Raw genomic sequence first — 25,137 nt, 5'->3', positions numbered from 1 at the left:
ATGTTAAGTTCCATTATCAACACACTCGCCAGAAGCAACAATGCTTCTGAGACACGGGCACTGATAACCGCTTTGCCGCTGATGATCGTGGCAACTGATTCAAAAGGGATATTTGTCGAATGGAATCATGAATGTGAAAGGGTGACAGGTTTTAAAGCCGAAGAAATTATCGGGAATCCCAATCCCAGTTCCCTCCTCTACCCTGACGAAGGGTATCTCGAAGATCTGTTTGAATTCTGGAAAAAAAACAAAGGTACCTACCACAACGAGGTGTGGAAAGTACATTGCAAAAATGGACTTAAAAAAGCAATAAGCTGGTCAAATATTTCACGGGAATATCCCATTGATGGCTGGTATTCCTGGGCTATTGGTCTCGATGTTTCCGAATTGAAAGATTTTTCCGAGAAACTTGAAAAAAGTGAAGACAAGATCAGGGATGTCGTAAAAATTTCCGAGACTCTCCTTACCGAACCCGACTTTGAAACCGGAATTCAAAAGGTTTTCGAAATTTTGGGAAAATCTTCGGGTGCCGACCGTATCTATATATTTGAGAATGAAACCGATCCTGAAACGGATGAGGTTTTTATGAGCCAGACTTATGAGTGGACTAAAGGGGAAGTCAATATTCAGATCGATAATCCTGTCCTTCAAAAACTCTCCTATGGATTGGCTTGCCCGAGGTGGCAGGAACAAATGTCGAGGAAGGAATCAATAAACGGATTAGTAAAAGATTTTCCTGCCTGCGAAAGGGACTTCCTTGAGCCGCAGGGGATTCTATCCCTTTTAGCAGTCCCGGTTTTCTTCAATGATCTTTGGTGGGGATTTATTGGTTTTGATAATTGCACTGATGACAGAGTGTACTCGCCTGCTGAGGAATCGATGCTGAAATCTGCTGCCATTGCTATCGGAGGAGCGATTCAAAGAGAAAACACCAATCGTCAACTCCTCGCAGCCAAGTTCAAAGCTGAAGAAATGAGCAGGTTAAAGTCCAACTTCCTGGCGAATATGTCTCATGAATTGAGAACACCTCTGATTGGTGTGCTGGGCTTCGCTGAAATTCTAAAAGAGGATATACAAGACACCTACCACAGGAAACTTGCAGAAAATATTTATGCTGCGGGACAAAGATTAAGCGATTCACTCAGCCTTATTCTCGATCTTTCCAGAATTGAAGCTGACCGCCTTACCCTGAATCTCGAACATGTGGATATCTCAGAGATAATCTCCGAAAGCATCTCATATCTCGAGTCAGAGGCAAAAAACAGGGGTCTCTACATTAAAACCACATTCCCGGAGATAATACCGCTGCTTAAATCCGACAGAAGAATGTTACTTACCATAGTTGATAATCTTTTAAGCAATGCGATCAAGTTTACGAAAGAAGGTGGTATCCATTTTATTGTGACTGTCGATAAAGGAATTTCTGTAAGAAGAGTGAACATAGTGATCAGGGATACAGGAATCGGAATCTCACCGGATTATCAGCAACTTATATTCGATGAGTTCAGGCAGGTATCCGAGGGCTTGACACGCTCGTTTGAAGGAGTTGGTCTCGGACTCACAATTGTTAAAAAATTTACCGAAAAACTCGGCGGGCAGGTTGAGATGAACAGTCAACCCGGTTTCGGGACAACCTTCACAATATCCTTCCCTGTCAGTCTTGATACGGATGCTTCACCGGATCATGATTCTTATGGTAACAACTCTTCCTTGGATCAATACCTTCCGGCGGAAAAGAAACGGATTTTGCTAATCAATCAGGATGTTCTCACACAAACTCTTGTGAGGGTATTCACTCGAAAATTTGCCGATGTGGAAGTCGCTGACAATGTGGTTCAAGCTCAGGAAATCGCATCCAAGAAAAAAATAGATGTTGCCCTTCTCGAAATTAATGCCGGTAACTCAGAATCCGGAATTGAAATTCTCAAAAAATTAAGGGAACAAAAAGAAAATAAAAATGTCCCCTTTATTGCTTTCACTTCTTATGTGGTTTCCACACCCGAACACAAATTTCTGGAAGCCGGGTTTAATGGTTTTATCCCAAAACCTGTAACTAAAGCAGACTTTCTGCGGGTTCTCAAAAAATTCCTCTGATTCACACATACCATCTGATCTCCTCAATCAATACTTGATTTCTTTAAATTTTTTCGGTCTGTCTTGCGTAATATTTAAGTAATTTTTCATATATTGCCTTATTAATTTATGTTTTAATCGTTTTAACCTTATTTATTTAGTCATTTAACGGAATTAGCATGAAAAAATTTGGTTTACTCGCTTTTTCAATCCTGATTGTACTCTCTGTATTAAGTCTTTTTCTGAAAGGAAGCTCAATCCCGGGTGATACTTCAGCAATAAGTGCCGGGGATACCGCCTGGCTACTAACTGCCACGGGTCTGGTACTGCTGATGACTCCCGGTCTGTCGTTCTTTTACGGTGGCATGGTTCAGAGTAAGAATGTAATCTCCACTATGTTTCAGAGTTTTATTGCGATGGGAATAATCTCAATATTGTGGGTTGTAGTCGGTTTCAGCCTCTCATTCGGAGAAAGTTTCCACGGGATAATTGGCAATCCCTTTACTTTTCTGTTTTTCAAAAATGTGGGCGTAACTCCAAATCCGGCATTTGCTCCGACGATTCCCTTCCTTCTTTTTGCGATGTTTCAGCTGAAGTTTGCAATCATCACGCCGGCGCTTATAACAGGATCGTTCGCCGAAAGAGTAAGCTTCAAAGCCTACCTCCTCTTTATGGTACTTTTTTCACTTTTCATTTATGCTCCTTTAGCACACATGACCTGGCACCCGGATGGAATATTGAGACAAATGGGGGTACTCGATTTTGCAGGTGGTACCGTGGTGCACATGTCAGCGGGATATGCGGCTCTTGCGGGTGCATTGATTCTGGGAAGAAGGAAAATTCACATAGAAAATCAAAAACATGAGCCGGCAAATATCCCCTATGTTCTTCTCGGAACGGGATTAATCTGGTTTGGCTGGTTTGGATTCAATGCGGGTTCCTCACTGGCAGCTTCGGGACAGGCAGTTCTCGCCTTTTCAACCACCAATACCGCGTCAGCGGCAGCAGCACTTGCATGGATATTTTTTGATGCAATGATGGGAAGAAAACCTTCTGCACTCGGTGCGTGCATAGGAGCTGTGGTAGGGCTGGTAGCAATTACCCCCGCTGCGGGATTTGTGACGGTAGGTGAAAGTCTTTTTATCGGAACAATTGCAAGCGTTATCAGCAACATCGCTGTGTCATTGAAATCCAAAACAACTTTGGACGACACTCTGGATGTTTTTCCCTGCCATGGAATCGGAGGAATTACCGGAATGATTGCCACAGGAATATTCGCTCAACAGTCAGGACTGATATACGGAACCTCTACAACATTTCTGAATCATCTCATAGCACTTGTAATTGTGTCCGTTTTTGCCTTTTTCGGGTCTGCTTTGCTTTACTATCTCACCAATTTAATTACACCGCTTCGTGTAAATAAAGAGATGGAGGAAGAAGGACTGGATATCTCCCAGCATGGAGAGAGCATCAATCAGTTCGCCGACTAAAATTCTTCCTCAAGTTCACGCAACGATTCAACGGCGGAGATATCTTCTATTGAAGAGAGGTCACCAAGCACCACTCCGCCGGCTGCAATCTCACGAAGAAGCCGTCTGACAATCTTGCCGTTTCTGGTTTTAGGAAGAGCTTCGGTAAACCTGATTTCATCGGGTCTTGCGATATGTCCGATTTCCACCATAACATGATTCCGCATCTCTTCCTTTAAAAGAAGCGACGGGGAAACATTCTCTTTCAATGTAACAAAAGCGACAATTGAATTTCCTTTCAAGTCGTCTGGTCTTCCGACAACCGCAACCTCGGCCACATCTTTGTGAGTATGCAAGGCATTCTCAATTTCGAGTGTACTAAGTCTGTGCCCTGAAACAGTCACTACATCATCCACCCTTCCGAGCATCCAGAAGTAACCGTCCTTGTCCTTTCGGGCGCCGTCACCTGTGAAAAAATCACCGCCGAATCCTGCCCAGTAATCATCTTTGAAGCGTTTTTTGTTTCCAAAAACCGTTCGTGAAATGGAAGGCCAACTGTCTTTAAGCACCAGAAAACCATTTTCACCCGGCTTCACGGGTTTCCCGTTTTTATCCACTACATCTGCAAGAATTCCGGGAAGAGGAAGAGTAGCTGATCCCGGTTTCAACGGGGTAACTCCGGGAATCGGAGCAATCATAAATGAGCCTGTTTCCGTTTGCCACCATCCGTCTATTATCGGACAACGCTCTTTGCCTACCGTTTTGTAAAACCAGTACCAGACTTTTGGGTTCACGGGCTCACCACCCAAAGCAAGAATACGGAGACTGTCAAGTTTATGTTTGTTTACCCAACTGTCCCCCATCCTCATCAAAGTTTTCACAAATGTAGGTGCTGTGAAGAAGATTGTCACTTTGTGCTTTTCGATCAATTTCCAGAACCTGTCGGGTTCAGGTGTTGCAACTGCGCCTTCATACATTAAGATGGTTGCACCATTAAGAAGTGGGGCGTAAAGCCCGTAGGTGTGCCCTGTGGAAAAGCCTGCATCGGTGGTGCACCAGTAAATATCAGTTTCCTGAATGTCAAAGATCAGTTTAAATGAATAGTATGCCGATATCATATATCCTGCTGTCGTATGAAGGATTCCCTTGGCTTTTCCCGTAGTACCGCTTGTAAAAAGAATGAACAGAGGATGCTCAGAGTCAAGCTGAAGGGCATTACACTCATCCGACACTGATTCCATCAACTCATGCCACCAAAAATCCCTCCCGGCTACCATCTTCACGGATGATTCATGAAGTCTTTTGAAAAGAATTACCGTTTTTACTTCAGGACAACTCTCGAGAGCATTGTCAATTGCGGGCTTCAGGTAAATATTGCTCCCTCGTCTTACAGCAAGATCACTTCCTATAACGATTTTAGCTTTCAGTTCTCTGATTCTGTCTTTTAGGGCTTCTGCAGAGAATCCGGCGAATACAACAGAATGAATTGCACCTATCCTCGCACAGGCAAGAAGAGCAATCGCCATCTCAGGCACCATCCCCATGTAGATAATAACCCTGTCACCCTTCTGAACCCCTTTCTGCTTAAGTACATTCGCAAATTTTGAAACCTCCCTGTGAAGTTGAAGATATGTCAGGGTTCTTGTTTCACCCGGTTCCCCTTCCCAGATTATCGCTGCTTTATTTCGGGTATGTCCGGTTAGGTGACGATCGATACAATTGTAACTCAGATTGGTTTTTGCTCCCACGAACCATTTCGATTCATACATCGAACCTTCCCTGACATGACTCCAGTATTTGAACCAGTGAAGTTCGTCGGCTACACTTCCCCAAAAAGCTTCCGGATTCAGAACCGACTCTTTGTAAAGCTTTTTGTATTCGTCGAGGGTTTTGACCACTGCCCTTTCACTGAATTCCTTCATAGGGTGGTAAATCTTCTTCAAAGAAGAGTTCATCTTAATGATCCGTTTTGTTTCTCTTTTGTCGTTCATCTCTGTATCAATTTAAATTTCATATTGGTTATTCATTCGATATTCAGGCGCTGTAACAGTTTACTTCCCGAAGAAAAATTTTAATGGCCTTTCAAGCCGGTTTGCCCAGGCAAGTTCGTTGTGACCGGCACCCCTGTCAAAATAGTAGTCGAAATTATCTCCGATTACATATCCCTTTTGTGCAAGAAGACAAAACATTCTTTGAGCATCTTTTTTGCCGTCCTCTCCACTGTCAAAGTATATCTTTACATTTCTTCTTTCCTGAGTCGATTCCAAAATCTTGAAAATCGCATCATCCCCAAAGTAAAATGATGAAGAAAGACAACCGGCTTTTCCAAAAACATGGGGATATTTCCAAACCATCCTCAAAGAACACAATCCCCCCATCGAGGATCCCATAATGGCTGTAGCTTCTCTGTCGGGTATCGTTCTGAAATTACTGTCGATAAAATGTTTTAGTTCTTCCACGATGAATTTGAGGTAGTTATTCCCTTTCTCACTCTCACTGTATTCTTCCAGTCTGTCGTGAGTATTATAAATTCCGACAATAATTACTTCCTCGATGGCATTTTGCTTTATCAATCTTGTTGCAGTCTCATCCACCTGCCAGTCCTGTCCTGCAAAAGATGTGGCAGGGTCTATGATATTTTGCCCGTCGTGCATGTATAAAACCGGGTAATATCTGTGTCTGTCTTTTTTGTATGAAGGTGGAAGCCAGACGAGAAGATCCCGTTCTAATATTGGATAACGGCTTCTAAACTTACGATAATATATCACCGAGCCAACTATTTCCGCTTTGCCGTTGTTTCTTCTATTAGCCAATCGTTATGGGGTTTTTCTTTTTTTGTTGATAAATTATTCTTTGGATAGACAAATTAAGAACCTTTGAGATGAAAAAAAAGGGATTTTACGCTTTTTAACGATTGTTTTTTATTTTTTTATTTCTCAAATTTAAATTTTCTGAATTTTTTCACTTTTTTGACGAATCGAACCGAGATAATGAGTAAAAACGGTATTTTATGGACAGTGGCTGTCGTAGTGGTAATTGTTTTCAGTCTTGCACAACCTCTTCTAAAGGGGACACAACCACTTTCAGGCACCATTGGAATCGAGGGGAAAAAAATAACCTACCTATTTCCAAAAGAAATTGAAAGCGGTCAGGATTATCAGTTCCTCATCAGGAATGATAACCCGAAGGTAACAGGTTACTTCATATATCAAATACAGGGCTCCAAACCTGTAAAAAAAGAATTAACCGCCGGTGATGGAGAACTTTCAGGCACCATACCATCGCAGGCTTCCGGTTCGGTTGTCTCATACTCGGTCTTTTTAAGATATGGCGACAGGGAAACCCAAATCCCATATAAAACCACCCTTCAAACCGGATTTACGGGTAAGGTGAGCATCATCATCAAAGTTATTTATCCCCTGTTTCTCTTTCTTGGATTGCTCTTCGCATCGAGAAGCGGACTCGAATATTTTAATCCCGTTCCAAAATTCAAACTCTACACAATTTTTACTACAATATTCTTCATCTGTCTGGGATTTTTTATCATCCCCGTCAAGAACTTCATGTATCTCGCTCCGGCACCCGGAGTTGTCCCGGGACCTTCGTCAATGTTCACCATGGAAAGCATATTTTACCCGGTTCTTTGGATTACTGTAAGTATTTTTGTTTTTTTCAGGATAAAACCGGGAGAGATGCTTTTGGCAGGTTCAATATTAACTTTTGCAGGCTATATTTTCTTAGGGTGAGATGTCTCACCCCAAGAACTATGCATTTCTAATAAATTTTGACGAGGTCGACACCTCTGTAGTAGTGAAGGAGAATCTCATCAAATGAGTATCCTTTTTCTGCCATGACTGCGGCTCCAATTTGACAGAGACCTACTCCATGACCCCAACCTGCTCCACGAAGGAGAAATCCGGAAGGGATGCCATTTTCAACTTTTAGCGGTTGTACAACGAAAGCAGACGAATAGAGGTGGGATTCAGAAAGAGACCGGCGGATTTCAAGTTCCTTCCCTATTGTAATACTTTTCTTTGTTCCTTCTATCCTGAGTTTGTATATCCTTCCAGACTCACCCCTCGCAAGCGGGATCATTTGTCGGATATCTCCCAAGTCGACATTCAATTTTTTCTTCAGTAAATCCTTGAGATTTTGCTGAGAGAGTTCAACCTTCCATCTGTAAAAATCAACAGTTTCCTGATCATAATGCAGAAGTACCTGTGAAAGGACAGATTTGTCCTTGGTATTGCAGAACGCCTCCGGCTCACCGAGTATCCATTTATGGGCGTTCGTTTCATCCTTCAGTTCAGTATTGAACTCATCCGGTTCATATTTGTAATCAATAACTCTGCTAAGATATGGTACTTCCTTGTTCTCCCAGACATAGCCAAAAGCTTCTGAAACACCACCGCACGATTTTGAAAACCTTGCATCGCAAATTTCAGAACCTGACTTGAGAACGAGTCCTTTTGTTTCATCCACTGCCTTGCTGGCAGCCTCGGTAAAAATCTTTGTTATTCCCTGATACCTCTGGCAATGGTCATCGGCACACACATCAAAATCTTCATGATCCTCCCTGTCGTACCACCTGACAATTTCATCGTCACTGATGATTATTCCTTTTTCTTTGCTGCTCAGATTTTTTTTGACCTTCGATTGCTCAATCTGGGAAAGAAGCCAGCTCCTCGAAATCACTGCATGAGCCTTTAAGAGGGAGACACTGCTCTTGGCGCTCATCTCGGATGATATCACACTTTTTAGGTATTCTTCAATATTGATGATATTGATCGCACATACTTTATCCCCTTTTCTGAGAAGTTTCAGGGCACCTTTAAAATTTTCCTTTTCTTTCCTCTCCCAATGGAACTGAACGCCAATTACCACATCTTTTATCATGAAGTGTTCGGTCTCCGGAGAATTGGGGGTTAGAATGAACGATTCATCTTCAATCAGCTTTTTACCCGCTCCTTCAAGAACGAGTTTACCGTTTTTCACACCGGCTTGAAATACCCCGCTGAAAAAGTCTTCCTGATTATTTATGTAATAATCGCCGTAACAAGTAAAATTTATAACCGAATCGGTCAGTATTCCCACACTAATCAGTGGTTCGTCCATAAAACAATCCTTACAATGTAAATCGAAATTTGTATTTTAATATACAAAACCGTTCATAAAATTTTAATTATTCAGTAAAATTATCTTTTATATTTTTGTAACTTTCAATCAAAAAGTATTTCCAATGAAGAAAAAAGTCAAGATTATCGGATTCCCCATGGACCTCGGCGCCGGACGACGCGGTGTGGATATGGGTCCTTCTGCATTACGGATCGCCAACCTTAACGAAAAGCTGAAAGAACTCGGCTATGATGTGGAAGATCACGGTGATATAGATATCGAAATCATGGAGACCCAAAAGGTCAAAAATGACAAACTCAAGTATATCGATGAGATTGAAAGGACTTCACTAAAACTTGCAGAACTTGTTGAAGAAACCCTCGAGCACGATGACTTCCCGCTTTGTATTGGCGGGGACCATTCAATGGCTCTGGGTACTCTCGGGGGAATCTCAGCATATTGCAGAAAACGAAACCTGCGACTTGGAGTAATATGGATTGATGCTCATGCAGACATGAACACCGATGAGACAACGCCTTCAGGAAATATTCATGGGATGTCCCTGGCTGCCTCGATCGGCCTGGGATCACCGAGATTGACAGAACTTTACTCTCCTGCTCCCAAGGTGCTCCCGGAAAATGCAGTGATTATCGGAGCACGGAGCATCGACACCGAGGAACGACTGAATATTAAAAAAACCGGGATCACGGTGTATACAATGTCAGATATTGATAAACTCGGGATTCATCGTATCACTTCACGAGTTTTGAAGCAGTTTAAGAACAAGGTGGATCACATCCATGTCAGTTTTGATGTCGACAGTGTTGAACCGACTATTGTACCGGGAGTAGGAACACCCGTGCCGGGAGGTCTGAGTTACAGAGAGGCTCACTTGCTAATGGAAACGATTGCAGAGTGCGGTTGCATGTCGTCACTCGAAATCACGGAAGTGAATCCTATCCTGGATAATCAAAACGCAACTGCAGTTTTTGCAGTCGATTTAATAGCATCAAGCATGGGAATGAGAATTTTGTAGCCATGAACAATATTAAACAATTCATCGCTTTTGTCCTTTTGATAGGCTCCGTTATGTGGGGGCTGAAAGCTTTTAATGTACTTGATATAACATTCCCGTTCATCTTCTCGTTTTTGTTTATTTTGATTGGTCTGGCAACCGTGGTGGTGGTGTTCGGGAAGCATGATATTCCCGCACTTCTAATCGGGACAACAATGTTTTTAATCGGGATTCTTATTTACCTCAATCAAAATTTTTATTCCATTCCTTGGGCGGATCTCCTGCTCCCGACTGCAATGTTCATGATTGGGGTGAACCTCATTGTACTCTTTTTGGATAACCCAAAAGCTCCGCAGTTTCTTCTTGTTTCAGCGGTCTTTATCGGTTTCCCCTTCTTTTTCCTTAGCAAGGAAAATTCGATGACTGTTACATCGATGCTCGAAGCCATTCTGGAAATGGCTTCGAAATACTGGCTGATAATCTTCCTGGCAGCTATATCAGTGTTTTTTATTCTCCTTCAGGGTAATTTCACAAGAAAAGACGACGAAGATCATCTCAGTTAGCCTGAGCTTTCATTATCAACAATCCACTCATAATCACAGTGTTCGATGGTGTTTCGCTGCCATTCACACTTTCTTCCGTAAGAATGACCTTAAATGTACCGGTCTGTGCCAGGTCAGGAAGATCGTTCAGCTCAAAAAATTCGACATTCTGATCGGGGATGTTTAACCCGCCTGCCTTCACATATTTTTCACCGGTCTGAATCCAGAGTTGAAATCCTTTTCCCGAATTGAACGACATTATATTTGAAAACTGGAGGAAACCTTTCTTCTCTTTTACACCGTAGAAAAACTTACCGAATGTCTCCGGAAAATCGTCGGAACCGTAAAGATTCACCAGGCCGGCGGTCTTTACAGAGCTGAAAAAGAGAAGCAGATTCTGATTCATCATCACCGTGCTTTTTAGCAGTTCTGTCTTCGCTTGGGCAGTTCCGAGATCCTTAATCTTGTTGTCAAGTTTTTCTTCAGATGCCTGAATCATTGAAAACATGAAATACACCACGACGGCAAAGCAGATGACTATTGTCGCGGTAACTCCCCAAAAAGCAGTGGCTGTGACACTCCCGCTCACATCTATGATATTGCCTCTGAAAGACTTCCGGCTCTTAACCCCTTGTTCCTGTGCACGCGGCTCGGGGATCTGATCCTCTGCCATTTCAACCGTCTCTTCCTGAAACTCCTCGCCAACTTCTTTCTCAATTAACTGTTTTCGTCTGGCTCTGCGCGGACTGATAGGATGGACGGGAGCATCTTCAGCATCCGGTTCATCGATTTTAATATCATAAAAGGGCGGGTCCGGTTCCTGTTGTTCCGCTGAGTACAGAGGCTCAACGGGAGCATCAGGTACTATCTGCTCACGGGAAAGATGCGGGAAAAATCCGCTTTCAGTCTCGTTACCGTTTTCAACAGGTTCTTCTCCCGGTTCATCTCTACCAACGGCAGGTCGATCCCCGTTTCCGGGTCTTTCCTGAGGCTCTCCACCTCGGGCATTCAATTGAGTACTCAAACCGGGTCTTTGAAATCCCGGCTGTCTGTTGAATGATGGCCTTGCCTGGTCATTTCGGACGATGTTGTACGGATCAACCTCAGGTGATTCAATTAGCTCTTCAACATTTTTTGTAGCATCTTTCGCTTTGTTATCTTCAGATTCTTCAACAAAACTGGTCAGTTTTGTAAAACTGATGGTTTTTCTCTCAGGTGACCGTGACGGGCTTGAATTCCCCAGTTCATCTATTCGGGTAAGGATCCTCTCCAACGACTGCTGTGGGGGCTCCTTGGGGTTTATAAACGAAACCAGCAGAGCTGTCAGGTTCTGATATTCTCCAAGCTCCTGTCTTGCAAAATCTTCATTCGATTCCATGTAGTGGACAAACTCAATGAAATCATCCTTGTCAAGTGCTCCCAGAGCGAACGCCTGAATCAGGTTTTCAAATTTCTTTTTCTCTTCAGTTGTCATCCTTCACCATGCAATAAATTGTCTCTTAATGAACCGAGTGCAATCCGGATTTTGGAATTCACGGTCTGTATCGGAATATTCAAATTTTTACTGATCTCCGATTGTGTAAATCCATAGTACATTCCAAGATAAATGACATGCTGCTGAGCCTCCGTCAGCGTCATCAAAGCTTTCTCAATATTTTCACTGATATTCATTCCCATTTCCAAATCAAGCGGATCTATCTGTGAAGAGAGATGTGGCACGATAATATAGTTCTCGTAATCATCACTGTAAGGATCCATCGGTGTGGTGTTCCATTTCCGTCTTTTCGTGTCAATGGCTTTATTTCTCGCGAGGGTAATAATCCAGCAATATGCGTTCTGCGAATTTACATTATAGAGATGTGCCTTGTTCCAGATAATGAGAAATACCTCTTCGTAGGTGGTATCGGCAAGAGCTTCTTCTTCAATAATCTTCGTTACAAGAGCATAAACAAGTTTGCTGTAACGACGGTACAAATCCTTAAAGGCTGCTACATCCTTTTTGGCTACATTCACTAAAAGTTCGTGGTCACTCATTCTTTGTCCATTCTGAATGAATCAATTTTGATCAACTATAACTATTTTACACAATCGTAAAACACAAATTTACCAATTTTCACACCCTTGTCAACTATTTTTTACACGATATGAAACTTACACTAAAACCATTCTCAAATGAAATCAAATTATCCGCCACTTTTTCAATAAATCAGGGAAAAACCGGACTCGAATGCACATGGGAAATCACAGGTGACATCCCCTCTCTCAGTGTCCCTAACTACGAATCAAAGGGACGCAGACTTTACCTCTGGCTTGATACCTGTTTCGAATTATTCCTGAAGTTCGAAGGAAAAGAGGACTACTACGAGTTTAATTTTGCTCCTGACGGTTGCTTCAATGTTTTCCATCTCGACTACTATCGTGCTCCCATCATTGAATCAACTGATTTTTCGGTTTCCGGATTAGCCATGGAATTGAGTGATAATCTTCTTCAATTTCATGCCCTTATAACACCTGCCATTGAGCTCCTGGCTATTAAGGCAAACTTTCTTTCTTCGATGGTAATCAAGAATAAAAAAGGAGATATTTCGTTTTGGGCGTCTGATCATTCTGAACTCAAACCCGATTTTCATGATTCAAGTACTTATAAAAATCAACTCATATTTTAAAATTCCATGTTAAACTGAAGGATCAGAAGAGCAACTTTAAATTTAGTTATTCTTAATTATTAGATGACTCTATTTAATGTTTAGCTTTAATATAAATTATAAAATTTTTAAGCACCATTATTTCATTATTGAAATTTTACACCGTGAATTTTTCTGCATGAATTCCGGCATGAACAAAAAAAAAGCTGTCCTGATTCAGGACAGCTTTTTGATTTTCTCTTCTTTTAATCTATGAAAGATCTGCCAGTATCGCCTCAAGTTTCGAGAGACTCTCTTCCCAATCGCGTTTCTTGTTTCTCTCTCTCTCGATGATATCAACGGGAGCACGGGAAACAAACTCCTCGTTCGACAGCTTTCTGTCAAGGCCGGTCAAGCCGCCTTTGATTCGTTCTATCTCTTTTTCGAGTCTGGTTCTTTCTACCTCGATATCTATGAGTCCTTCGAGTGGCACATAAATTTCGCAGTCTTTTATTACGGCCGAGGCGCTTTTGTGTGGTTTAACTGTGTCGCCACCTGAAAAAATTTCCTCAACCTTCGCCAGTTTCTTTATCAGATCGCCATATAGCGGGTCAAAAACATCCGTCTTTAAGTAGAGTTTTACTGGTTTCGAGGGAGCTATTTTCATTTCGCCCCGTATATTCCTCACGGCGGTAATCAAATTCTGAAGGAATTCCATCTGCTTTTCGCCGGTAACATCAACTTTGGTTTCGTCAACTTCGGGGAATTTTGCAACACTGATCGAGTCACCTGTGTTTCTCGTTTTAATAAGCTGCCAAAGTTCCTCGGTAATGTAAGGCATGAATGGATGGAGAAGTCTGAGTATATTATCAAATATTCCAACCGCCTTTTGAGCCGCATCAGCCTTTACTGCAGGATCATCGCTGTAAAATCTGTTCTTGATTAACTCTATGTACCAGTCGCAGAAGTCCGTCCAAATAAAGCTGTAGATCAGTTTGGAGGAATTCGTCAATTCGAAATCATCAAGATTTTTATTCAACTCTTTTATTGTCGAATTTAATCTGGAGTTTATCCACTTGTCAACGAAATCTTCGTTCGCTGGTTTGTAATTCTCATCGTAAACAAATCCATCTGGTGTGTTCATTAATATGAACCTTCCCGCATTCCAGATTTTATTTGCAAAGTTTCTTCCGATCTCACACTTGTCTTCACTAAAACGGACATCCTGTCCAAGTGGCGCGAGGAACATCATCGTAAATCTTAACGCATCCGCTCCATATTTGTCGATTACATCCAGCGGATCAGGAGAATTCCCGAGCGATTTACTCATTTTTCTGCCGAGATCATCCCTGATAACACTCGTAAAATAAACATGTTTGAATGGAACCTCACCCTGGAAATAATAGCCTGCCATAATCATTCTGGCAACCCAGAAGAAAATGATATCAGGAGCTGTAACCAGTGCATCGGTGGGATAATAATATTTTTGCTCTTCTTCGGTCATAAAGACATCATGAGCCCAAAGCCAGCTCGACGCCCATGTATCAAGAACATCGTTGTCCTGCCGCCAGTTTTCAGGATCAGAAGGTGGTACAGTATCGCAATAGATTTCACCGGTTTCGTTGTGATACCAAACGGGAATTCTGTGTCCCCACCATAACTGACGGGATATGCACCAGTCCTTTATGTTTGCCATCCAGTGTTCATAGGTTTTCACCCAGTGTGGAGGATAAAATTTAATTTCGCCTTCACTTACTGCCTTGAGGGCAGGTTTTGCAAGTTCATCCATTTTCATAAACCACTGTTCCGACATATATGGCTCAACCTGAACATTACCGCGCTGCGAGAAACCAATATTGGTTGTATAGTCTTCGGTTTTCACCATGAAACCCTGTTCTTCGAGCATTTTTACAGCTTTTTTACGGGCATCATATCTGTCGAGTCCATGGAATTCTGCAGGAGCATTGTGATTAAGGGTAGCATCCGGATTGAGAATGTTGATGAACTGCAGCTTGTGTCTGAGTCCAACTTCATAATCATTGACATCATGGGCAGGAGTCATCTTTACCGCACCCGTTCCAAATGTGGAATCGACATAAGTGTCGGCTATAATCTCAATCTCACGACCTGTAAGCGGCAGAATAAGCTTCTTCCCGATAAAGTCTTTGTATCTCTCATCTTCAGGATTAACTGCGACAGCGGTATCACCAAACATCGTTTCGGGTCTTGTGGTAGCTACCACAACTTCGCCACTGCCATCCACCATCGGGTATCTTATGTGGTACAATTTGATATTCATGGTCTGGTAGTAAACTTCCTCATCTGATATGGCGCTCTGGGTTTTTGGATCCCAGTTTACCATCCTGTAACCTCTGTAGATAAGGCCGTCTTTATACAGTTTCACAAACGATTCTATTACTTTACCGTAATAATGATCGTCCATAGTAAAGCGAAGTCTCTCCCAGTCACAGCTTATACCAAGCTTTTTAAGCTGGCTTATGATAATTCCGCCATACTTCTCTTTCCACTCATGGCAATGCTCCAGGAATTTCTCGCGACCAGTATCTTTTTTGGTTATTCCCTGGGAGGCAAGATGTGCAACCACTTTTGATTCAGTAGCTATCGATGCATGATCGGTACCGGGTACCCAGCAGGCATTGAATCCCTGCATCCTTTTGTGTCTGATCAGGATGTCCTGAATTGAATTATTCAAAACATGTCCCAGATGGAGCATTCCGGTGATATTGGGTGGAGGAATTACGATAGTGTAGGGAGTTCTTGTTTCATCAACCTCGGATCTGAAAAGTTTGTGGTCTTGCCAGTATTTATACCACTTCGCCTCAACGGGTGACGGGCTGTATGCTTTGTCTATTTCAATCATCAATTTTCCAAAAATTATAAAATTCAAGCCTTAAATATACTGAAATCAGATTGAAGTCTGTGGGTTGAAGGCAGAAGGATGAAGGATGATGGCTGAAGTTTGAGGTTTAAAGGCTGAGGTTTGAAGGCTGAAGGCTGAGGTTTGAAGGCTGAAGGCTGAGGTTTGAAGGCTGAAGGCTGAGGTTTGAGGTAATATTTCATACCTCAAAACTCATAACTCATAACTCATAACTCTTTCAAGTCTATCTCACTACCTCAATCAGTCTTTCTCTGATCTTGTAGTTTGGCAGAAGAAGATCAATTTCACTTCCGGCGAGGAATTGAAAAAGGAAATAATCCCCTTCCTTTCTTACGACACCGGTTTCTTCTGCATACCAAACCTCACCCGAGTAAGTGAGATTTAGAGGACCCTGACCCAAATCAGGGATGCTGATTGTAAGGTTGTATGCGACTCTCTCGGCTTTTACAGTTCCGGCTACACCTCTGATTGTATCGGACACAGTAACGCTCCCAAGATAGGTGGCTGTACAATTGATAACAGGAATGATAACGACATTAAATTTGAAAGCCGACCATGTTTGTCCCGAATAAAATGGCAGCGATAACGGGGTTATTTCCCTGTCTATCTGCACAAATGGTTTCAATGTGTCAGGGATGAGACTCGTTACGCCGGTTGTATCCAGATAATAGTATAGACCCCGCTGGGTTTTACGCACCTTCGCTCTTTGAGTTACACTTCCACCTGAAAAATAGTCGATCTGATCATTTTGCTGAAAATAAGGGGTTCCGGCAGTTACCTGTTCACCGCCAAAAGTGGTGACTTTGGTTCCAATATTAAAATACTGCGACCCGCCCGATACCGAATCAACAGAATATCTGTAGGTTGCTCCGTTGGGAAGTGGAAAATAATTTTTTACGACAGCAGGTGGCTCCGGTGATACTGAGTCTTTACATGAAGTAAAAAATAGTGCCTGAAAAAGGATTACCGGTATTAGAATTGCTCGTTTAATATTCATGTAAGAAGTGCTTCCTTCATTTTTTCCAATGCTTTAAATCTGTGACTAAGTTTGTTTTTAATTTCCGGGTTCAGTTCCGCCATTGTTTTGTTGAAACCCTCGGGAACAAAAATTGGATCATAACCAAATCCGTTGTTTCCCCTTTTTTCCATGATCAATTCACCTTCACACTCTCCCCGGGTGGTGATTAATCTCTCACCGTCATAAAAAGCCAGCACACAAACATATCTTGCTTTGTACGGTGGAGAAAAATTTTTTATTTCACTCAAAACCTTCTGAAGATTTCCTTCGTCATCTGCGTTTTCACCCGCATAGCGGGCAGAATAAACTCCGGGAGCCCCGTCAAGACAATCAACGGATAACCCTGAATCATCTGCCAGCGATGGAATTCCCGTCAATTTAAAAGATTCCTCTGCTTTAATAATCGCATTTTCCTCGAAAGAAGTTCCTGTTTCTTCAATATCAGGAAATCCATCAATGGTTTGCACAGAAATAAACTCAAACTCACCTGTTCCAAGTATTGACCGTATTTCCTTGAGTTTCCCCTGATTCTGAGTGGAAACGAATATTTTTTTACCTGTAGGCATCGGAGGTTCCTTTCGAATTGTCGTTATGCAGAAGTGTTTCTTCTCGATTCAAAAACCTGCTCCATAAACTCAAAAGCTGATCTGAGATGTGGGATTACTATTGATCCGCCAACGATTAGGGACACATTAAATGTCTCCATCAGTTCTTCCCGGCTCGCACCCTCGATTATAGATCTTTCGATGTGATAATAGATGCAGTCGTTGCACCTTAAAACCATTGAGGCAGAGAGCCCCATCAATTCCTTCGTCTTGGCATCAAGCGCACCCGGATGATATGCTTTGTTGTCGAGTGCAAAAAATTTCTTAAAATCACTGAACCCGCTGTTCAAAATTTTATCATTCATTTCAGAACGGTAAGCGTTAAATTCTGTCACTTTGGTTTTCATTGTCTGCTCCTTTTTCCATTTGTCGCAAAATATCGCCACTCAAGAAACAATTTTTATAGTTGATGAAAGATTGATAATTTTTGCCTCTGTAACACAACCTTTTTTATTCAAGCCGGGTCTAACCAGTCAGGAAACGGAGGATATGGTTCAAGACAATTATAATCTGATAAAGATGGCAGCAAAAGGCGACAAGGATGCCTTTGAAGCCCTGATCAAAAAGTATGACAGAAAAGTCATTACTTTAGCCTTGAAATATACCCGCTCTGAAGAAGATGCAAAAGACATTTATCAGGAAGTCTTTATAAGAGTTTATAAAAATATTTCAAAGTTTGAGTTCAAGAGTGAATTTTCCACCTGGCTTTTCAGGATTACCACGAATGTTTGTCTCTCTTACATTGAAAACAGCAAAAAGAGACAAACGGTTGATCTTTTGGAAAATAATTCACAATCCGATGATGAAGATGCGCCTGCATTCGAAATTGCAGGTTCTGACCTCAACCCGGAAATGCAAATGGGAAATTCCGAATTGAACGAAGCAATCAGACACGCTGTCGACAATCTGTCGGCAAAACAGAAACTTGTTTTTACCATGAAACATTATGAAGGCTATAAATTGAAAGAAATTGCAGAATTGACAGGTCTCGTGGAGGGAACGGTAAAACGGTATCTTTTCGATGCCACCCTTAAATTGAGAGAATCACTAAAGCAATTTTACAATTAGGTAAAAAAATGGAACACAAAATTTATTCAGAAAAAATTACACTTCTGCTCACTGGCGAGTTGCCCGATAATGAAGTAAAAGCCCTCAATTCACACATCGAATCGTGTAAAGAGTGCAGAGAGGAATTTGAGGCTCAAAAGGCTTTCTTTTCGGATATCGAAAATTCCACTCCACAATTTAATGTAGAACGGATTCTTTCAGACTCAAGACGGAATCTGAGAAACAGCATTTACGAGATGGAAAATTCTGCAAGTGTTTGGGTAAAAATCAGAAATTTCTTTTCCTCACCTCTCCTCGTTCCTGCACTTACGGGTTCATTTGGAATTGTAGCCGGTATCCTCGTCGGAGTCTTCTTTTTTGCACACAAATCCCCGAATGTCGATGCACTTTTCTCCAATGTGGTCGATGGCAAGGAACCTCAAACCCGTATAACCAATGTTAGATTCAGCGATTCCGACACCCGGGATGGAAATATAACCTTCACATTTGATGCTTACAAAAGAGTAACAATCTCAGGATCACCCGAGGACCCTGAAATACAGAAGCTCCTCACCTTCTCGATTTTGAACGAGAAAAACCCGGGGACAAGGCTGAACTCAATCAATCTCGTCAACGACAGTTACGACAAAAAGGAGATCGCCGGTGTGAAGGAAGCATTGATAAGTGCCGCAAAGAACGATGAGAATCCAGGGGTCAGACTCCAGGCATTAAAAACACTCGCCGCACTTCAGTTTGATAATGAAATTAAGAAAACATGTCTTCATGTTCTCGTTAACGATAAAGTACCCGGTAACAGAATTGAAGCCATTAACACTCTCGTTAAAGCGATTGAGTCGGGCTTCAAGGCAGATGATGAAATACTCTCTGTCTTCAAAAACCGTCTTGAACAGGAAGACAACCCCTACATAAAAATAAGAGCAAAATCAGTTTTGGATGGAAAGGATCTGTAAAATGAAAAGAATACTTTTGTTAGCGCTGTTACTTGCCTTGCCGGTGACCATTACTCACGGTGATGAATTTGATTTCAAGGAATCATTCGCAGTAACGCCGGGTGGTACCTTCAATCTCCTCTCCGATTATGGTGAAGTGGAGATAAAAACATGGGAGAAGAATGAAGTGCTGGTTATTGGTGAAGGCATATCTGACAAAAATCAGGCAGGCTTCACCGTCGACCAAAGAGGTAACTCCATCTATATAGTTTTCAAAAACAATAAAAGATGGGGTGACGGGATAAAATTTATCGTTACCATACCTTCAAAATTCAACCTTAATATCAATACTGCTGCGGGTGACATTTCCCTGCTCAACAATATCACCGGAAACCATATCCTCTTTACAGCGGGTGGTGACATAACAACTAAAAATATTGCTGGTGACCTTGATGCCTCCACTTCAGGCGGTGAGATTAAGATGGGAAGTGTGACCGGGAAAGTAAAAGCAAAAACTGCAGGTGGAGATGTTATCGCCGCCGATATCTCAGGTGATACGCACCTCCTCACTTCCGGAGGAAATATTGTGGCAGGCACACTCGGCGGTAACGCAAAACTCGGAACCGCAGGAGGAGATATTCAGGTGAATACTGTCACAGGAGAGGCATCTCTAAAGACTTCGGGTGGAAATGTGTCTGCAAGCCTTCTTAAAGGAAACAGCGAACTTGCAACTGCCGGAGGTTCCATAAATGTGAATTCTGCCGTCGGAAAACTTATCGCAAAAACTTCAGGAGGTGAAGTAGTGATAAAAAATCTTGGATCGGATGCTGAAATAAAAACCGCTGCCGGTGATATCAGTGTCTCTTTCTCAGCCAATAACACGGGGAAAGTAAGGATTTCCAACTCGGCGGGTGATGTCGTTGTCAATCTCCCCTCCACAATTAAGGCAACTCTAAAGGGAAATGTATCGTCATTCGGATGGGGTGATGAAGTTACTGACGAAGTTCAATCTGACTTCCCTGTCACGACTAAAAAATCGGGCGGGAAGGTTTTGGTGAACTGCAGCATAAATGGCGGAAACGGTGCAAGCATTTCTGTTGACCTTACCATGGGGTCACTAAAAATCAGGAAAATATAATCAGCTACGAAATACAGGACCTGATAATATCAACTGCTGTGTCGAGTTCCTCAAAAGTATTGTAAAAATGATGGGACATCCTAACATACCCCTCACGAAGTGAAGTACTTACTTTCTCCTCGGTTAATCTCTGATTTATCATCTTTGACTGAGGAGAAGTAAAACTCACGATCCCCGACAGATTTTTCTCTTTGTACCTGCCGCAAACAGGTTTGATCCCGATTGAATGCAGCCTCTCTATCAAATGTTTGGTATTTTCAATTATTCTTTTCTCAATGTTTTTCGGTCCAAAATCGAGTAAAAGGTCGAGTGATCCGAGAAGGGCATTCACACCGATCATATTGATAGTCCCGTTTTGAAGAGCATCTGCGCTTTTCTTAAAGACAAAACTGTAGTCAAGCAGTGATGTCTGGTTCTCCATCGATGCCCAACCGACAAATCTTGGAGTTATTTCATGCTGAAGTTCTTCTGTGATATAAATGAATGAAAGCCCCATCAAACCAAGCAGCCACTTTTGTGTACCGCAAGACAGAAAATCGATATGACAATCTTTAACATCGATTTGCAAGGCTCCCAGAGCCTGAATCGCATCCACACTGAAGATTATATTATGCTCACGGCAATAATCACCAATCTTCTTCAAATTACTTCTGTAACCGCTCAGGAACTGAACGGCACTGATCGAGATCAGTCTGGTTTCAGGTTTCACAGCAGCGAGTATGTCAACAGAATTTACAGCACCCTTTTTAGAGTGAACAAAATCAATTTCCACGCCCTGATTCTTTAAGTTCAAAAAAGGATAAACATTCGAGGGAAATTCCACATCATTAAGAAGAATTCTGTCACCCGGTTTCCAATTGATTCCTTGTGCGAGAATGTTCAATCCGGTCGATGTGTTGTCAAAAAATGCGAACCGATCGGGATCACCATTTATCAGCCTTCCAAGTTTAATTTTCGCTTCTTCCGCATCTGCCATCCACTGACTCATATCATCGATGTGAGTTTCGCTTCTTCGCTTAAGAAAAAGATTTGCATGATTTATAACGGGTTGAGGTACGGGGGAAAGTGAGGCATGATTCAGATATATCTTCCCCAGCTTGAGGTAGGGAAACTGCTCACGGACTTGATCGATCGTCATTTTTGTGACTCTTATTTTGAACGCAAATTTTAAATAATTAGCTTGCAAGTTAATATTTTAATTTGATACCTGACAAATATTCCATATAATTGCGAATTAAACAGGAGTTTTTTTGTCTATAAATCATTACGCAAAACTAAAAAATCTCGGATATCTCTATCTGGCTTTCGCACACCTTTCGGATACAGTTCTGAGTGAGGAAGAGACTGAAGAAATCAAAAGAATTCTTTCAAAGAGATCAGAGGGCACTGACCTGAAAGAGATCTCCTCATTGTGGGATGATATTGTTGGCTGGTATAACAAATCGGCTGATCAGAGAATTCAGGTAGTCTACTCCATCGCAGCAAAACTGAATGTGGATCTCGAGACGGACATCGAAAAAGGTGCCATACTTGACGACCTCCTGAGCATAGCCAATGCAGATCAGGATCTCGCTGATAATGAGAAATCCTTCATCAGGTCTTTAGCCGAAGCCTGGGGAATCGATTTTAGCCTTTAAGTTTTCCTGATTTCCGGCTTCTCCTGATACTGACACAAAAGATATTTAATTGCGTCACCAGCACTGTAAGTGTCGTCGCTGTGTTTCATTAACAGAGGCAGGAACTCCAGATCATCACCTAGAGTGATCATTGGAGGCTCAACTTCATCGCCTACACCGGCGGTTGCGAGCAGACCGTTGCAAAGACATCCTCTACCTTCGAGATCATCGGGATTTCCACCCTTTTCGATAAATTTTTCGTAAGGTTCCGCTGCACATCTCAGCCCGGTTTTCCCGTCTTCTTTTTCATAAGGAGTTACAAGAAGCCCTTTATTGCAGACTCTCACCCTCGAATCATAGGTTTCTTTCTCGGAAATGGTGCCGTCAACCTCTGCCAGTTTGAAAGGAAAACCTGTCGGAGATATTCTGGCATCAGTTCTTACTTTTAACTTCCCTTCAAAACCCGACTTTCTGATTTTTTTTCGCAATTCCGGGTTCATTCCTGATTCTTCAGAAAGAGCAAAGATACTTCCTGCCTGAATTCCTGCAGCTCCGATCGAAAGGGCATATTTGAGTTTTTCAGGTGTGGCATGCGAACCGCCAATCCAAAAAGGCAATCCCAGCGAAGCAATTTCCTTGTAATTCACTATGTCTTTTTCGCCGTAAACAGGGGCTGCTCCGGGCAAGGCATGCGGGTCGGGTCTTCGTGGCGGGGCATTATGACCACCGGCTGTAGGTTCCTCGATTACAAATCCATCGACACTGCCTTCGGGTGATTTCTTAAGAAACAATGTTGCGAGCAGATTGGATGCTATTATTGGAAGAAATTTTGGTCTCTTCAAATCAGGGAGTCTTGTTCCAAAAAATTTTGCAGGATCAAACTTCATCGCAAAACTTTTGATAGTGTCACCTGTTACGGGTATAGTATAGGTTGTCTCACGATGATTTACAATATCATTGATCAGATGAGGAATCTGCAGGGGTATCCCCGCACCCATTGTGATAATATCCACACCTGCCATTATTGCACCCGTTAGTGCATATACATGCGGCATTGCAATCTTTTCAAGATAATTGATACTTACAGGCTTGTCGTGCCCTTCTTTTGCCAGTGTAACCATGGCAAAATTGGCGCATATTATCAGTGCGATCAACAATCCGGAAGGTTTTAAATTGATGTGTGAAATTCCCTTGAATGGAGCGGATTTCGCTTTTCCACCGGGAAGATAAAACTTGTTAAAAATCTCCTTCACAGTTTCCTGGAAGGGAAAGGATGCAAGAGCTCTCCGGAAATTTTCTCCCGGGTCACCCATCTGCAGAGAACGCACCATAACCCATTCCAATGCCGTACCTGAAATTGTACCTTGCTGGTTTAATCGGGAAACTGTGCTCGCCAAAAGTGGACTGGATATATTTACACCCATTCCACCTTGAATTATCAACGGAAGTTTATTGTGGTTCATGGCTAAACTTCCTCCTTTATTAAAATGATTCTTGATTCTTCAATCCTTCTACACGGATCAAATCCCACATTGCACGGTACTTCGCGGTCTATAACTGCCTCTTCGCTAAAATTATGAATGTCCCTGACAATCTATTATTTATTTATATATATAAAGGTACTATAATTATACCCTCAAAATCCAATTCTCCCTCCCGATCTCTCGGTTACTTTGTTGCAGCTTCCCTTGCTTCCCGGTTTCTCTGTTCTATCAGTCTTTTCCCCTCTTCATTTTCCATGCCAGTGGGATGACCCAGACTGTTTCGCATCTGAATATAAACTTCATATTCCTCTTTTGTTACTTTGTTTTGCCAGTTGCCCGATATGATACCCAATGCTATAAAAAAGAAGAAAACACCGAGTACAAGAGGAGTCACGAATTTTTTTGTAACCCGTCTCCCCGTAACTACTTCTTTAAGATATAGTGCATCTCTAACCGGACATGCATCCACACATTTCATACACGACGAACACTCGTCTGAAAGAACTACATTTACCTTTTCAACTTTTATCTTGTTGGGGCACGCCAAAGTACACAGACTGCATGAGGTGCACTTTGCGGCATCCCGCTTTATTTTAACCGGACTCATCAAAGAAAATATCCCCAATAGGGCACCGTATGGACAAAGATAGCGGCACCAGAAGTTCCTCACCACAATCGATAAAAGAAAAAGAACCGCTATTACACCAAAAGCAAACTGCGATATATCTGCAAAGAAGTAGTACATTTTTACATCAGATATAACATTATAGGGGCTGTCGAGAAATGATTTAAGGGCTGCAACTTCCATTGAGAGAAATATCGCATACACAAAAAAGCCAAGTAAAAGATACTTCAAACTCCTTAAAAGATAATCCAGCCAGCGGGGCATTCTTAGTTTACGCTTAAAAATCTTCATTGCGATGGTGTCACCAAAATCACCTATCGCCTCTGAAATTGATCCGACAGGACAGATCCAACTGCAGAATGATTTTCCAAAAGCAAATGAAAGGCTTACTATACCAAGGAAAATGAAAAAACCTGCCGGATGGGCTTTATGAAGCTCACCTGTAACCGCAAAGTAGTAAACGCTCATCATCGAACTTATCGGGAGAAATGCCTCCACCCCCGGTGGGCGTGAGAAACTCCCTTCCGCTCCTCCCGTTTCAAAAAACTTTGTGAAGTAATAGAACTCCACTCCAATCCAAAGACAGATGATGATGAATGCCAGTTGAACCCATAACCTGTGATTCTGAAGTTTTATTTCTCTGGGTTTTTTTATGCTTTTAGGTTTTATTTGTTCCTGTTCCATGGTGCTTTTCCAAATCAGATAAAATTGTCTGATTAAATTTACAGCTATTTTTACAATTAAAAAAATGATTTTTTTATCATTTTGTTCACGATCATATTCTCATTATGAGACAGTGATCATTCTCATTATGAGACACTTTGCTAAACCCGCCTTTCCATGATGCTGATTACACCCGGTTTTAGCACATTAAATTTGGCACTATTTTTGCATCATAAGTTCATTATTTATATTTA

The 25,137-nt window shown here is 42.0% G+C and carries 23 protein-coding genes; 10 read left to right on the top strand and 13 right to left on the bottom strand.

Annotation, left to right across the window (positions count from 1 at the left end; all coding sequences use genetic code 11):
- Together J0L60_00330 and J0L60_00325 are read left to right on the top strand one after the other, a co-directional pair.
- Complete coding sequence (locus tag J0L60_00330) at positions 1 to 2,094, top strand: response regulator (protein MBN8544551.1); 2,094 nt, start codon at positions 1 to 3, stop codon at positions 2,092 to 2,094.
- Between the two features lie 158 nt (positions 2,095 to 2,252).
- Positions 2,253 to 3,563 (top strand): ammonium transporter, encoded by a 1,311-nt coding sequence (locus tag J0L60_00325; GenBank protein MBN8544550.1) that lies wholly within the window; start codon positions 2,253 to 2,255, stop codon positions 3,561 to 3,563.
- Here the strand turns inward: J0L60_00325 and acs are convergent.
- The gene (gene acs / locus J0L60_00320; GenBank protein ID MBN8544549.1) at positions 3,560 to 5,533 is read right to left on the bottom strand and encodes an acetate--CoA ligase; all 1,974 of its coding nucleotides are present in this window, start codon (positions 5,531 to 5,533) and stop codon (positions 3,560 to 3,562) included. The genes J0L60_00325 and acs overlap by 4 nt on opposite strands.
- A 60-nt stretch (positions 5,534 to 5,593) precedes the next feature.
- A complete protein-coding gene (locus tag J0L60_00315; GenBank protein MBN8544548.1) occupies positions 5,594 to 6,355 on the bottom strand; it encodes an alpha/beta hydrolase in 762 nt (253 codons plus the stop codon).
- 177 nt (positions 6,356 to 6,532) lie between these two features.
- On the opposite strand from J0L60_00315, the gene J0L60_00310 reads away from it, so the two are divergent.
- Positions 6,533 to 7,288 carry a hypothetical protein gene (locus J0L60_00310; GenBank protein ID MBN8544547.1) on the top strand — a complete coding sequence of 252 codons (756 nt, stop codon included), beginning with the start codon at positions 6,533 to 6,535 and terminating at the stop codon, positions 7,286 to 7,288.
- A gap of 28 nt (positions 7,289 to 7,316) precedes the next feature.
- Here the strand turns inward: J0L60_00310 and J0L60_00305 are convergent, their stop codons facing one another.
- Positions 7,317 to 8,657 carry a SpoIID/LytB domain-containing protein gene (locus tag J0L60_00305; protein ID MBN8544546.1) on the bottom strand — a complete coding sequence of 447 codons (1,341 nt, stop codon included), beginning with the start codon at positions 8,655 to 8,657 and terminating at the stop codon, positions 7,317 to 7,319.
- A 124-nt stretch (positions 8,658 to 8,781) separates the two neighbouring features.
- Between J0L60_00305 and rocF the strand changes: the two genes are divergently transcribed.
- Positions 8,782 to 9,693, top strand: coding sequence for an arginase (rocF, locus tag J0L60_00300; GenBank protein MBN8544545.1), 912 nt, complete (start codon positions 8,782 to 8,784; stop codon positions 9,691 to 9,693).
- A 2-nt stretch (positions 9,694 to 9,695) separates the two neighbouring features.
- Positions 9,696 to 10,235 carry a hypothetical protein gene (locus J0L60_00295; protein MBN8544544.1) on the top strand — a complete coding sequence of 180 codons (540 nt, stop codon included), beginning with the start codon at positions 9,696 to 9,698 and terminating at the stop codon, positions 10,233 to 10,235.
- Here the strand turns inward: J0L60_00295 and J0L60_00290 are convergent.
- A complete protein-coding gene (locus tag J0L60_00290; protein ID MBN8544543.1) occupies positions 10,228 to 11,688 on the bottom strand; it encodes a hypothetical protein in 1,461 nt (486 codons plus the stop codon). The genes J0L60_00295 and J0L60_00290 overlap by 8 nt on opposite strands.
- The gene (locus tag J0L60_00285) at positions 11,685 to 12,248 is read right to left on the bottom strand and encodes a sigma-70 family RNA polymerase sigma factor (protein MBN8544542.1); all 564 of its coding nucleotides are present in this window, start codon (positions 12,246 to 12,248) and stop codon (positions 11,685 to 11,687) included. Before J0L60_00285 ends, J0L60_00290 begins: the two co-directional genes overlap by 4 nt.
- A gap of 110 nt (positions 12,249 to 12,358) precedes the next feature.
- Between J0L60_00285 and J0L60_00280 the strand changes: the two genes are divergently transcribed.
- Entirely contained in the window at positions 12,359 to 12,880 is a 522-nt protein-coding gene (locus J0L60_00280) for a hypothetical protein (GenBank protein MBN8544541.1), read from the top strand.
- Between the two features lie 229 nt (positions 12,881 to 13,109).
- Here J0L60_00280 and J0L60_00275 read toward each other — a convergent pair whose 3' ends face one another.
- From J0L60_00275 to J0L60_00255, 5 genes are read right to left on the bottom strand one after another with little or no spacing between them, the layout of a single operon-like run.
- A complete protein-coding gene (locus J0L60_00275; GenBank protein MBN8544540.1) occupies positions 13,110 to 15,719 on the bottom strand; it encodes a valine--tRNA ligase in 2,610 nt (869 codons plus the stop codon).
- Positions 15,720 to 15,742: 23 nt separating this feature from the next.
- Positions 15,743 to 15,919, bottom strand: coding sequence for a hypothetical protein (locus J0L60_00270; protein ID MBN8544539.1), 177 nt, complete (start codon positions 15,917 to 15,919; stop codon positions 15,743 to 15,745).
- 41 nt (positions 15,920 to 15,960) lie between these two features.
- The gene (locus tag J0L60_00265) at positions 15,961 to 16,734 is read right to left on the bottom strand and encodes a hypothetical protein (protein ID MBN8544538.1); all 774 of its coding nucleotides are present in this window, start codon (positions 16,732 to 16,734) and stop codon (positions 15,961 to 15,963) included.
- Positions 16,731 to 17,321, bottom strand: coding sequence for an RdgB/HAM1 family non-canonical purine NTP pyrophosphatase (gene rdgB / locus J0L60_00260; GenBank protein ID MBN8544537.1), 591 nt, complete (start codon positions 17,319 to 17,321; stop codon positions 16,731 to 16,733). The genes J0L60_00265 and rdgB overlap by 4 nt, the downstream gene beginning before the upstream one ends.
- 23 nt (positions 17,322 to 17,344) lie before the next feature.
- Positions 17,345 to 17,707 (bottom strand): carboxymuconolactone decarboxylase family protein, encoded by a 363-nt coding sequence (locus J0L60_00255; protein MBN8544536.1) that lies wholly within the window; start codon positions 17,705 to 17,707, stop codon positions 17,345 to 17,347.
- A gap of 142 nt (positions 17,708 to 17,849) precedes the next feature.
- On the opposite strand from J0L60_00255, the gene J0L60_00250 reads away from it, so the two are divergent.
- The 3 genes from J0L60_00250 to J0L60_00240 are packed head-to-tail and all read left to right on the top strand — an operon-like array spanning position 17,850 to position 20,495.
- Complete coding sequence (locus J0L60_00250; GenBank protein ID MBN8544535.1) at positions 17,850 to 18,428, top strand: RNA polymerase sigma factor; 579 nt, start codon at positions 17,850 to 17,852, stop codon at positions 18,426 to 18,428.
- Positions 18,429 to 18,436: 8 nt separating this feature from the next.
- On the top strand, positions 18,437 to 19,378 hold the full coding sequence (locus J0L60_00245; protein MBN8544534.1) for a HEAT repeat domain-containing protein: 942 nt from the start codon (positions 18,437 to 18,439) through the stop codon (positions 19,376 to 19,378).
- A 1-nt stretch (position 19,379) separates the two neighbouring features.
- Positions 19,380 to 20,495, top strand: a complete 1,116-nt coding sequence (locus J0L60_00240) for a hypothetical protein (GenBank protein ID MBN8544533.1) — start codon at positions 19,380 to 19,382, stop codon at positions 20,493 to 20,495.
- 4 nt (positions 20,496 to 20,499) lie between these two features.
- Here J0L60_00240 and J0L60_00235 read toward each other — a convergent pair whose 3' ends face one another.
- Positions 20,500 to 21,633 carry an aminotransferase class V-fold PLP-dependent enzyme gene (locus J0L60_00235; GenBank protein ID MBN8544532.1) on the bottom strand — a complete coding sequence of 378 codons (1,134 nt, stop codon included), beginning with the start codon at positions 21,631 to 21,633 and terminating at the stop codon, positions 20,500 to 20,502.
- Positions 21,634 to 21,745: 112 nt separating this feature from the next.
- On the opposite strand from J0L60_00235, the gene J0L60_00230 reads away from it, so the two are divergent.
- On the top strand, positions 21,746 to 22,132 hold the full coding sequence (locus J0L60_00230; GenBank protein ID MBN8544531.1) for a TerB family tellurite resistance protein: 387 nt from the start codon (positions 21,746 to 21,748) through the stop codon (positions 22,130 to 22,132).
- On the opposite strand, the gene J0L60_00225 is transcribed toward J0L60_00230, so the two are convergent.
- Positions 22,129 to 23,574 carry a nitronate monooxygenase gene (locus J0L60_00225; protein ID MBN8544530.1) on the bottom strand — a complete coding sequence of 482 codons (1,446 nt, stop codon included), beginning with the start codon at positions 23,572 to 23,574 and terminating at the stop codon, positions 22,129 to 22,131. The genes J0L60_00230 and J0L60_00225 overlap by 4 nt on opposite strands.
- A gap of 205 nt (positions 23,575 to 23,779) precedes the next feature.
- Positions 23,780 to 24,904 (bottom strand): 4Fe-4S binding protein, encoded by a 1,125-nt coding sequence (locus J0L60_00220; protein MBN8544529.1) that lies wholly within the window; start codon positions 24,902 to 24,904, stop codon positions 23,780 to 23,782.
- Positions 24,905 to 25,137: the final 233 nt, after the last annotated feature.

This window comes from Ignavibacteria bacterium, assembly GCA_017302895.1.
Classification (GTDB): domain Bacteria; phylum Bacteroidota; class Ignavibacteria; order Ignavibacteriales; family Ignavibacteriaceae; genus UTCHB3.
This window is presented reverse-complemented; position numbering and strand designations above follow the sequence as displayed.

What these genes read in the sequence shown, in the direction of transcription:
- J0L60_00330 (MBN8544551.1), top strand. Translation starts at nt 1, where the DNA reads ATGTTAAGTTCCATTATCAACACACTCGCCAGAAGCAACAATGCTTCT.
- J0L60_00325 (MBN8544550.1), top strand. Translation starts at nt 2,253, where the DNA reads ATGAAAAAATTTGGTTTACTCGCTTTTTCAATCCTGATTGTACTCTCT.
- acs (MBN8544549.1), bottom strand. Translation starts at nt 5,533, where the DNA reads ATGAACGACAAAAGAGAAACAAAACGGATCATTAAGATGAACTCTTCT.
- J0L60_00310 (MBN8544547.1), top strand. Translation starts at nt 6,533, where the DNA reads ATGAGTAAAAACGGTATTTTATGGACAGTGGCTGTCGTAGTGGTAATT.
- J0L60_00305 (MBN8544546.1), bottom strand. Translation starts at nt 8,657, where the DNA reads ATGGACGAACCACTGATTAGTGTGGGAATACTGACCGATTCGGTTATA.
- rocF (MBN8544545.1), top strand. Translation starts at nt 8,782, where the DNA reads ATGAAGAAAAAAGTCAAGATTATCGGATTCCCCATGGACCTCGGCGCC.
- J0L60_00295 (MBN8544544.1), top strand. Translation starts at nt 9,696, where the DNA reads ATGAACAATATTAAACAATTCATCGCTTTTGTCCTTTTGATAGGCTCC.
- J0L60_00290 (MBN8544543.1), bottom strand. Translation starts at nt 11,688, where the DNA reads ATGACAACTGAAGAGAAAAAGAAATTTGAAAACCTGATTCAGGCGTTC.
- J0L60_00285 (MBN8544542.1), bottom strand. Translation starts at nt 12,248, where the DNA reads ATGAGTGACCACGAACTTTTAGTGAATGTAGCCAAAAAGGATGTAGCA.
- J0L60_00280 (MBN8544541.1), top strand. Translation starts at nt 12,359, where the DNA reads ATGAAACTTACACTAAAACCATTCTCAAATGAAATCAAATTATCCGCC.
- J0L60_00275 (MBN8544540.1), bottom strand. Translation starts at nt 15,719, where the DNA reads ATGATTGAAATAGACAAAGCATACAGCCCGTCACCCGTTGAGGCGAAG.
- J0L60_00270 (MBN8544539.1), bottom strand. Translation starts at nt 15,919, where the DNA reads ATGAAATATTACCTCAAACCTCAGCCTTCAGCCTTCAAACCTCAGCCT.
- J0L60_00265 (MBN8544538.1), bottom strand. Translation starts at nt 16,734, where the DNA reads ATGAATATTAAACGAGCAATTCTAATACCGGTAATCCTTTTTCAGGCA.
- rdgB (MBN8544537.1), bottom strand. Translation starts at nt 17,321, where the DNA reads ATGCCTACAGGTAAAAAAATATTCGTTTCCACTCAGAATCAGGGGAAA.
- J0L60_00255 (MBN8544536.1), bottom strand. Translation starts at nt 17,707, where the DNA reads ATGAAAACCAAAGTGACAGAATTTAACGCTTACCGTTCTGAAATGAAT.
- J0L60_00250 (MBN8544535.1), top strand. Translation starts at nt 17,850, where the DNA reads ATGGTTCAAGACAATTATAATCTGATAAAGATGGCAGCAAAAGGCGAC.
- J0L60_00245 (MBN8544534.1), top strand. Translation starts at nt 18,437, where the DNA reads ATGGAACACAAAATTTATTCAGAAAAAATTACACTTCTGCTCACTGGC.
- J0L60_00240 (MBN8544533.1), top strand. Translation starts at nt 19,380, where the DNA reads ATGAAAAGAATACTTTTGTTAGCGCTGTTACTTGCCTTGCCGGTGACC.
- J0L60_00235 (MBN8544532.1), bottom strand. Translation starts at nt 21,633, where the DNA reads ATGACGATCGATCAAGTCCGTGAGCAGTTTCCCTACCTCAAGCTGGGG.
- J0L60_00225 (MBN8544530.1), bottom strand. Translation starts at nt 23,574, where the DNA reads ATGAACCACAATAAACTTCCGTTGATAATTCAAGGTGGAATGGGTGTA.
- J0L60_00220 (MBN8544529.1), bottom strand. Translation starts at nt 24,904, where the DNA reads ATGGAACAGGAACAAATAAAACCTAAAAGCATAAAAAAACCCAGAGAA.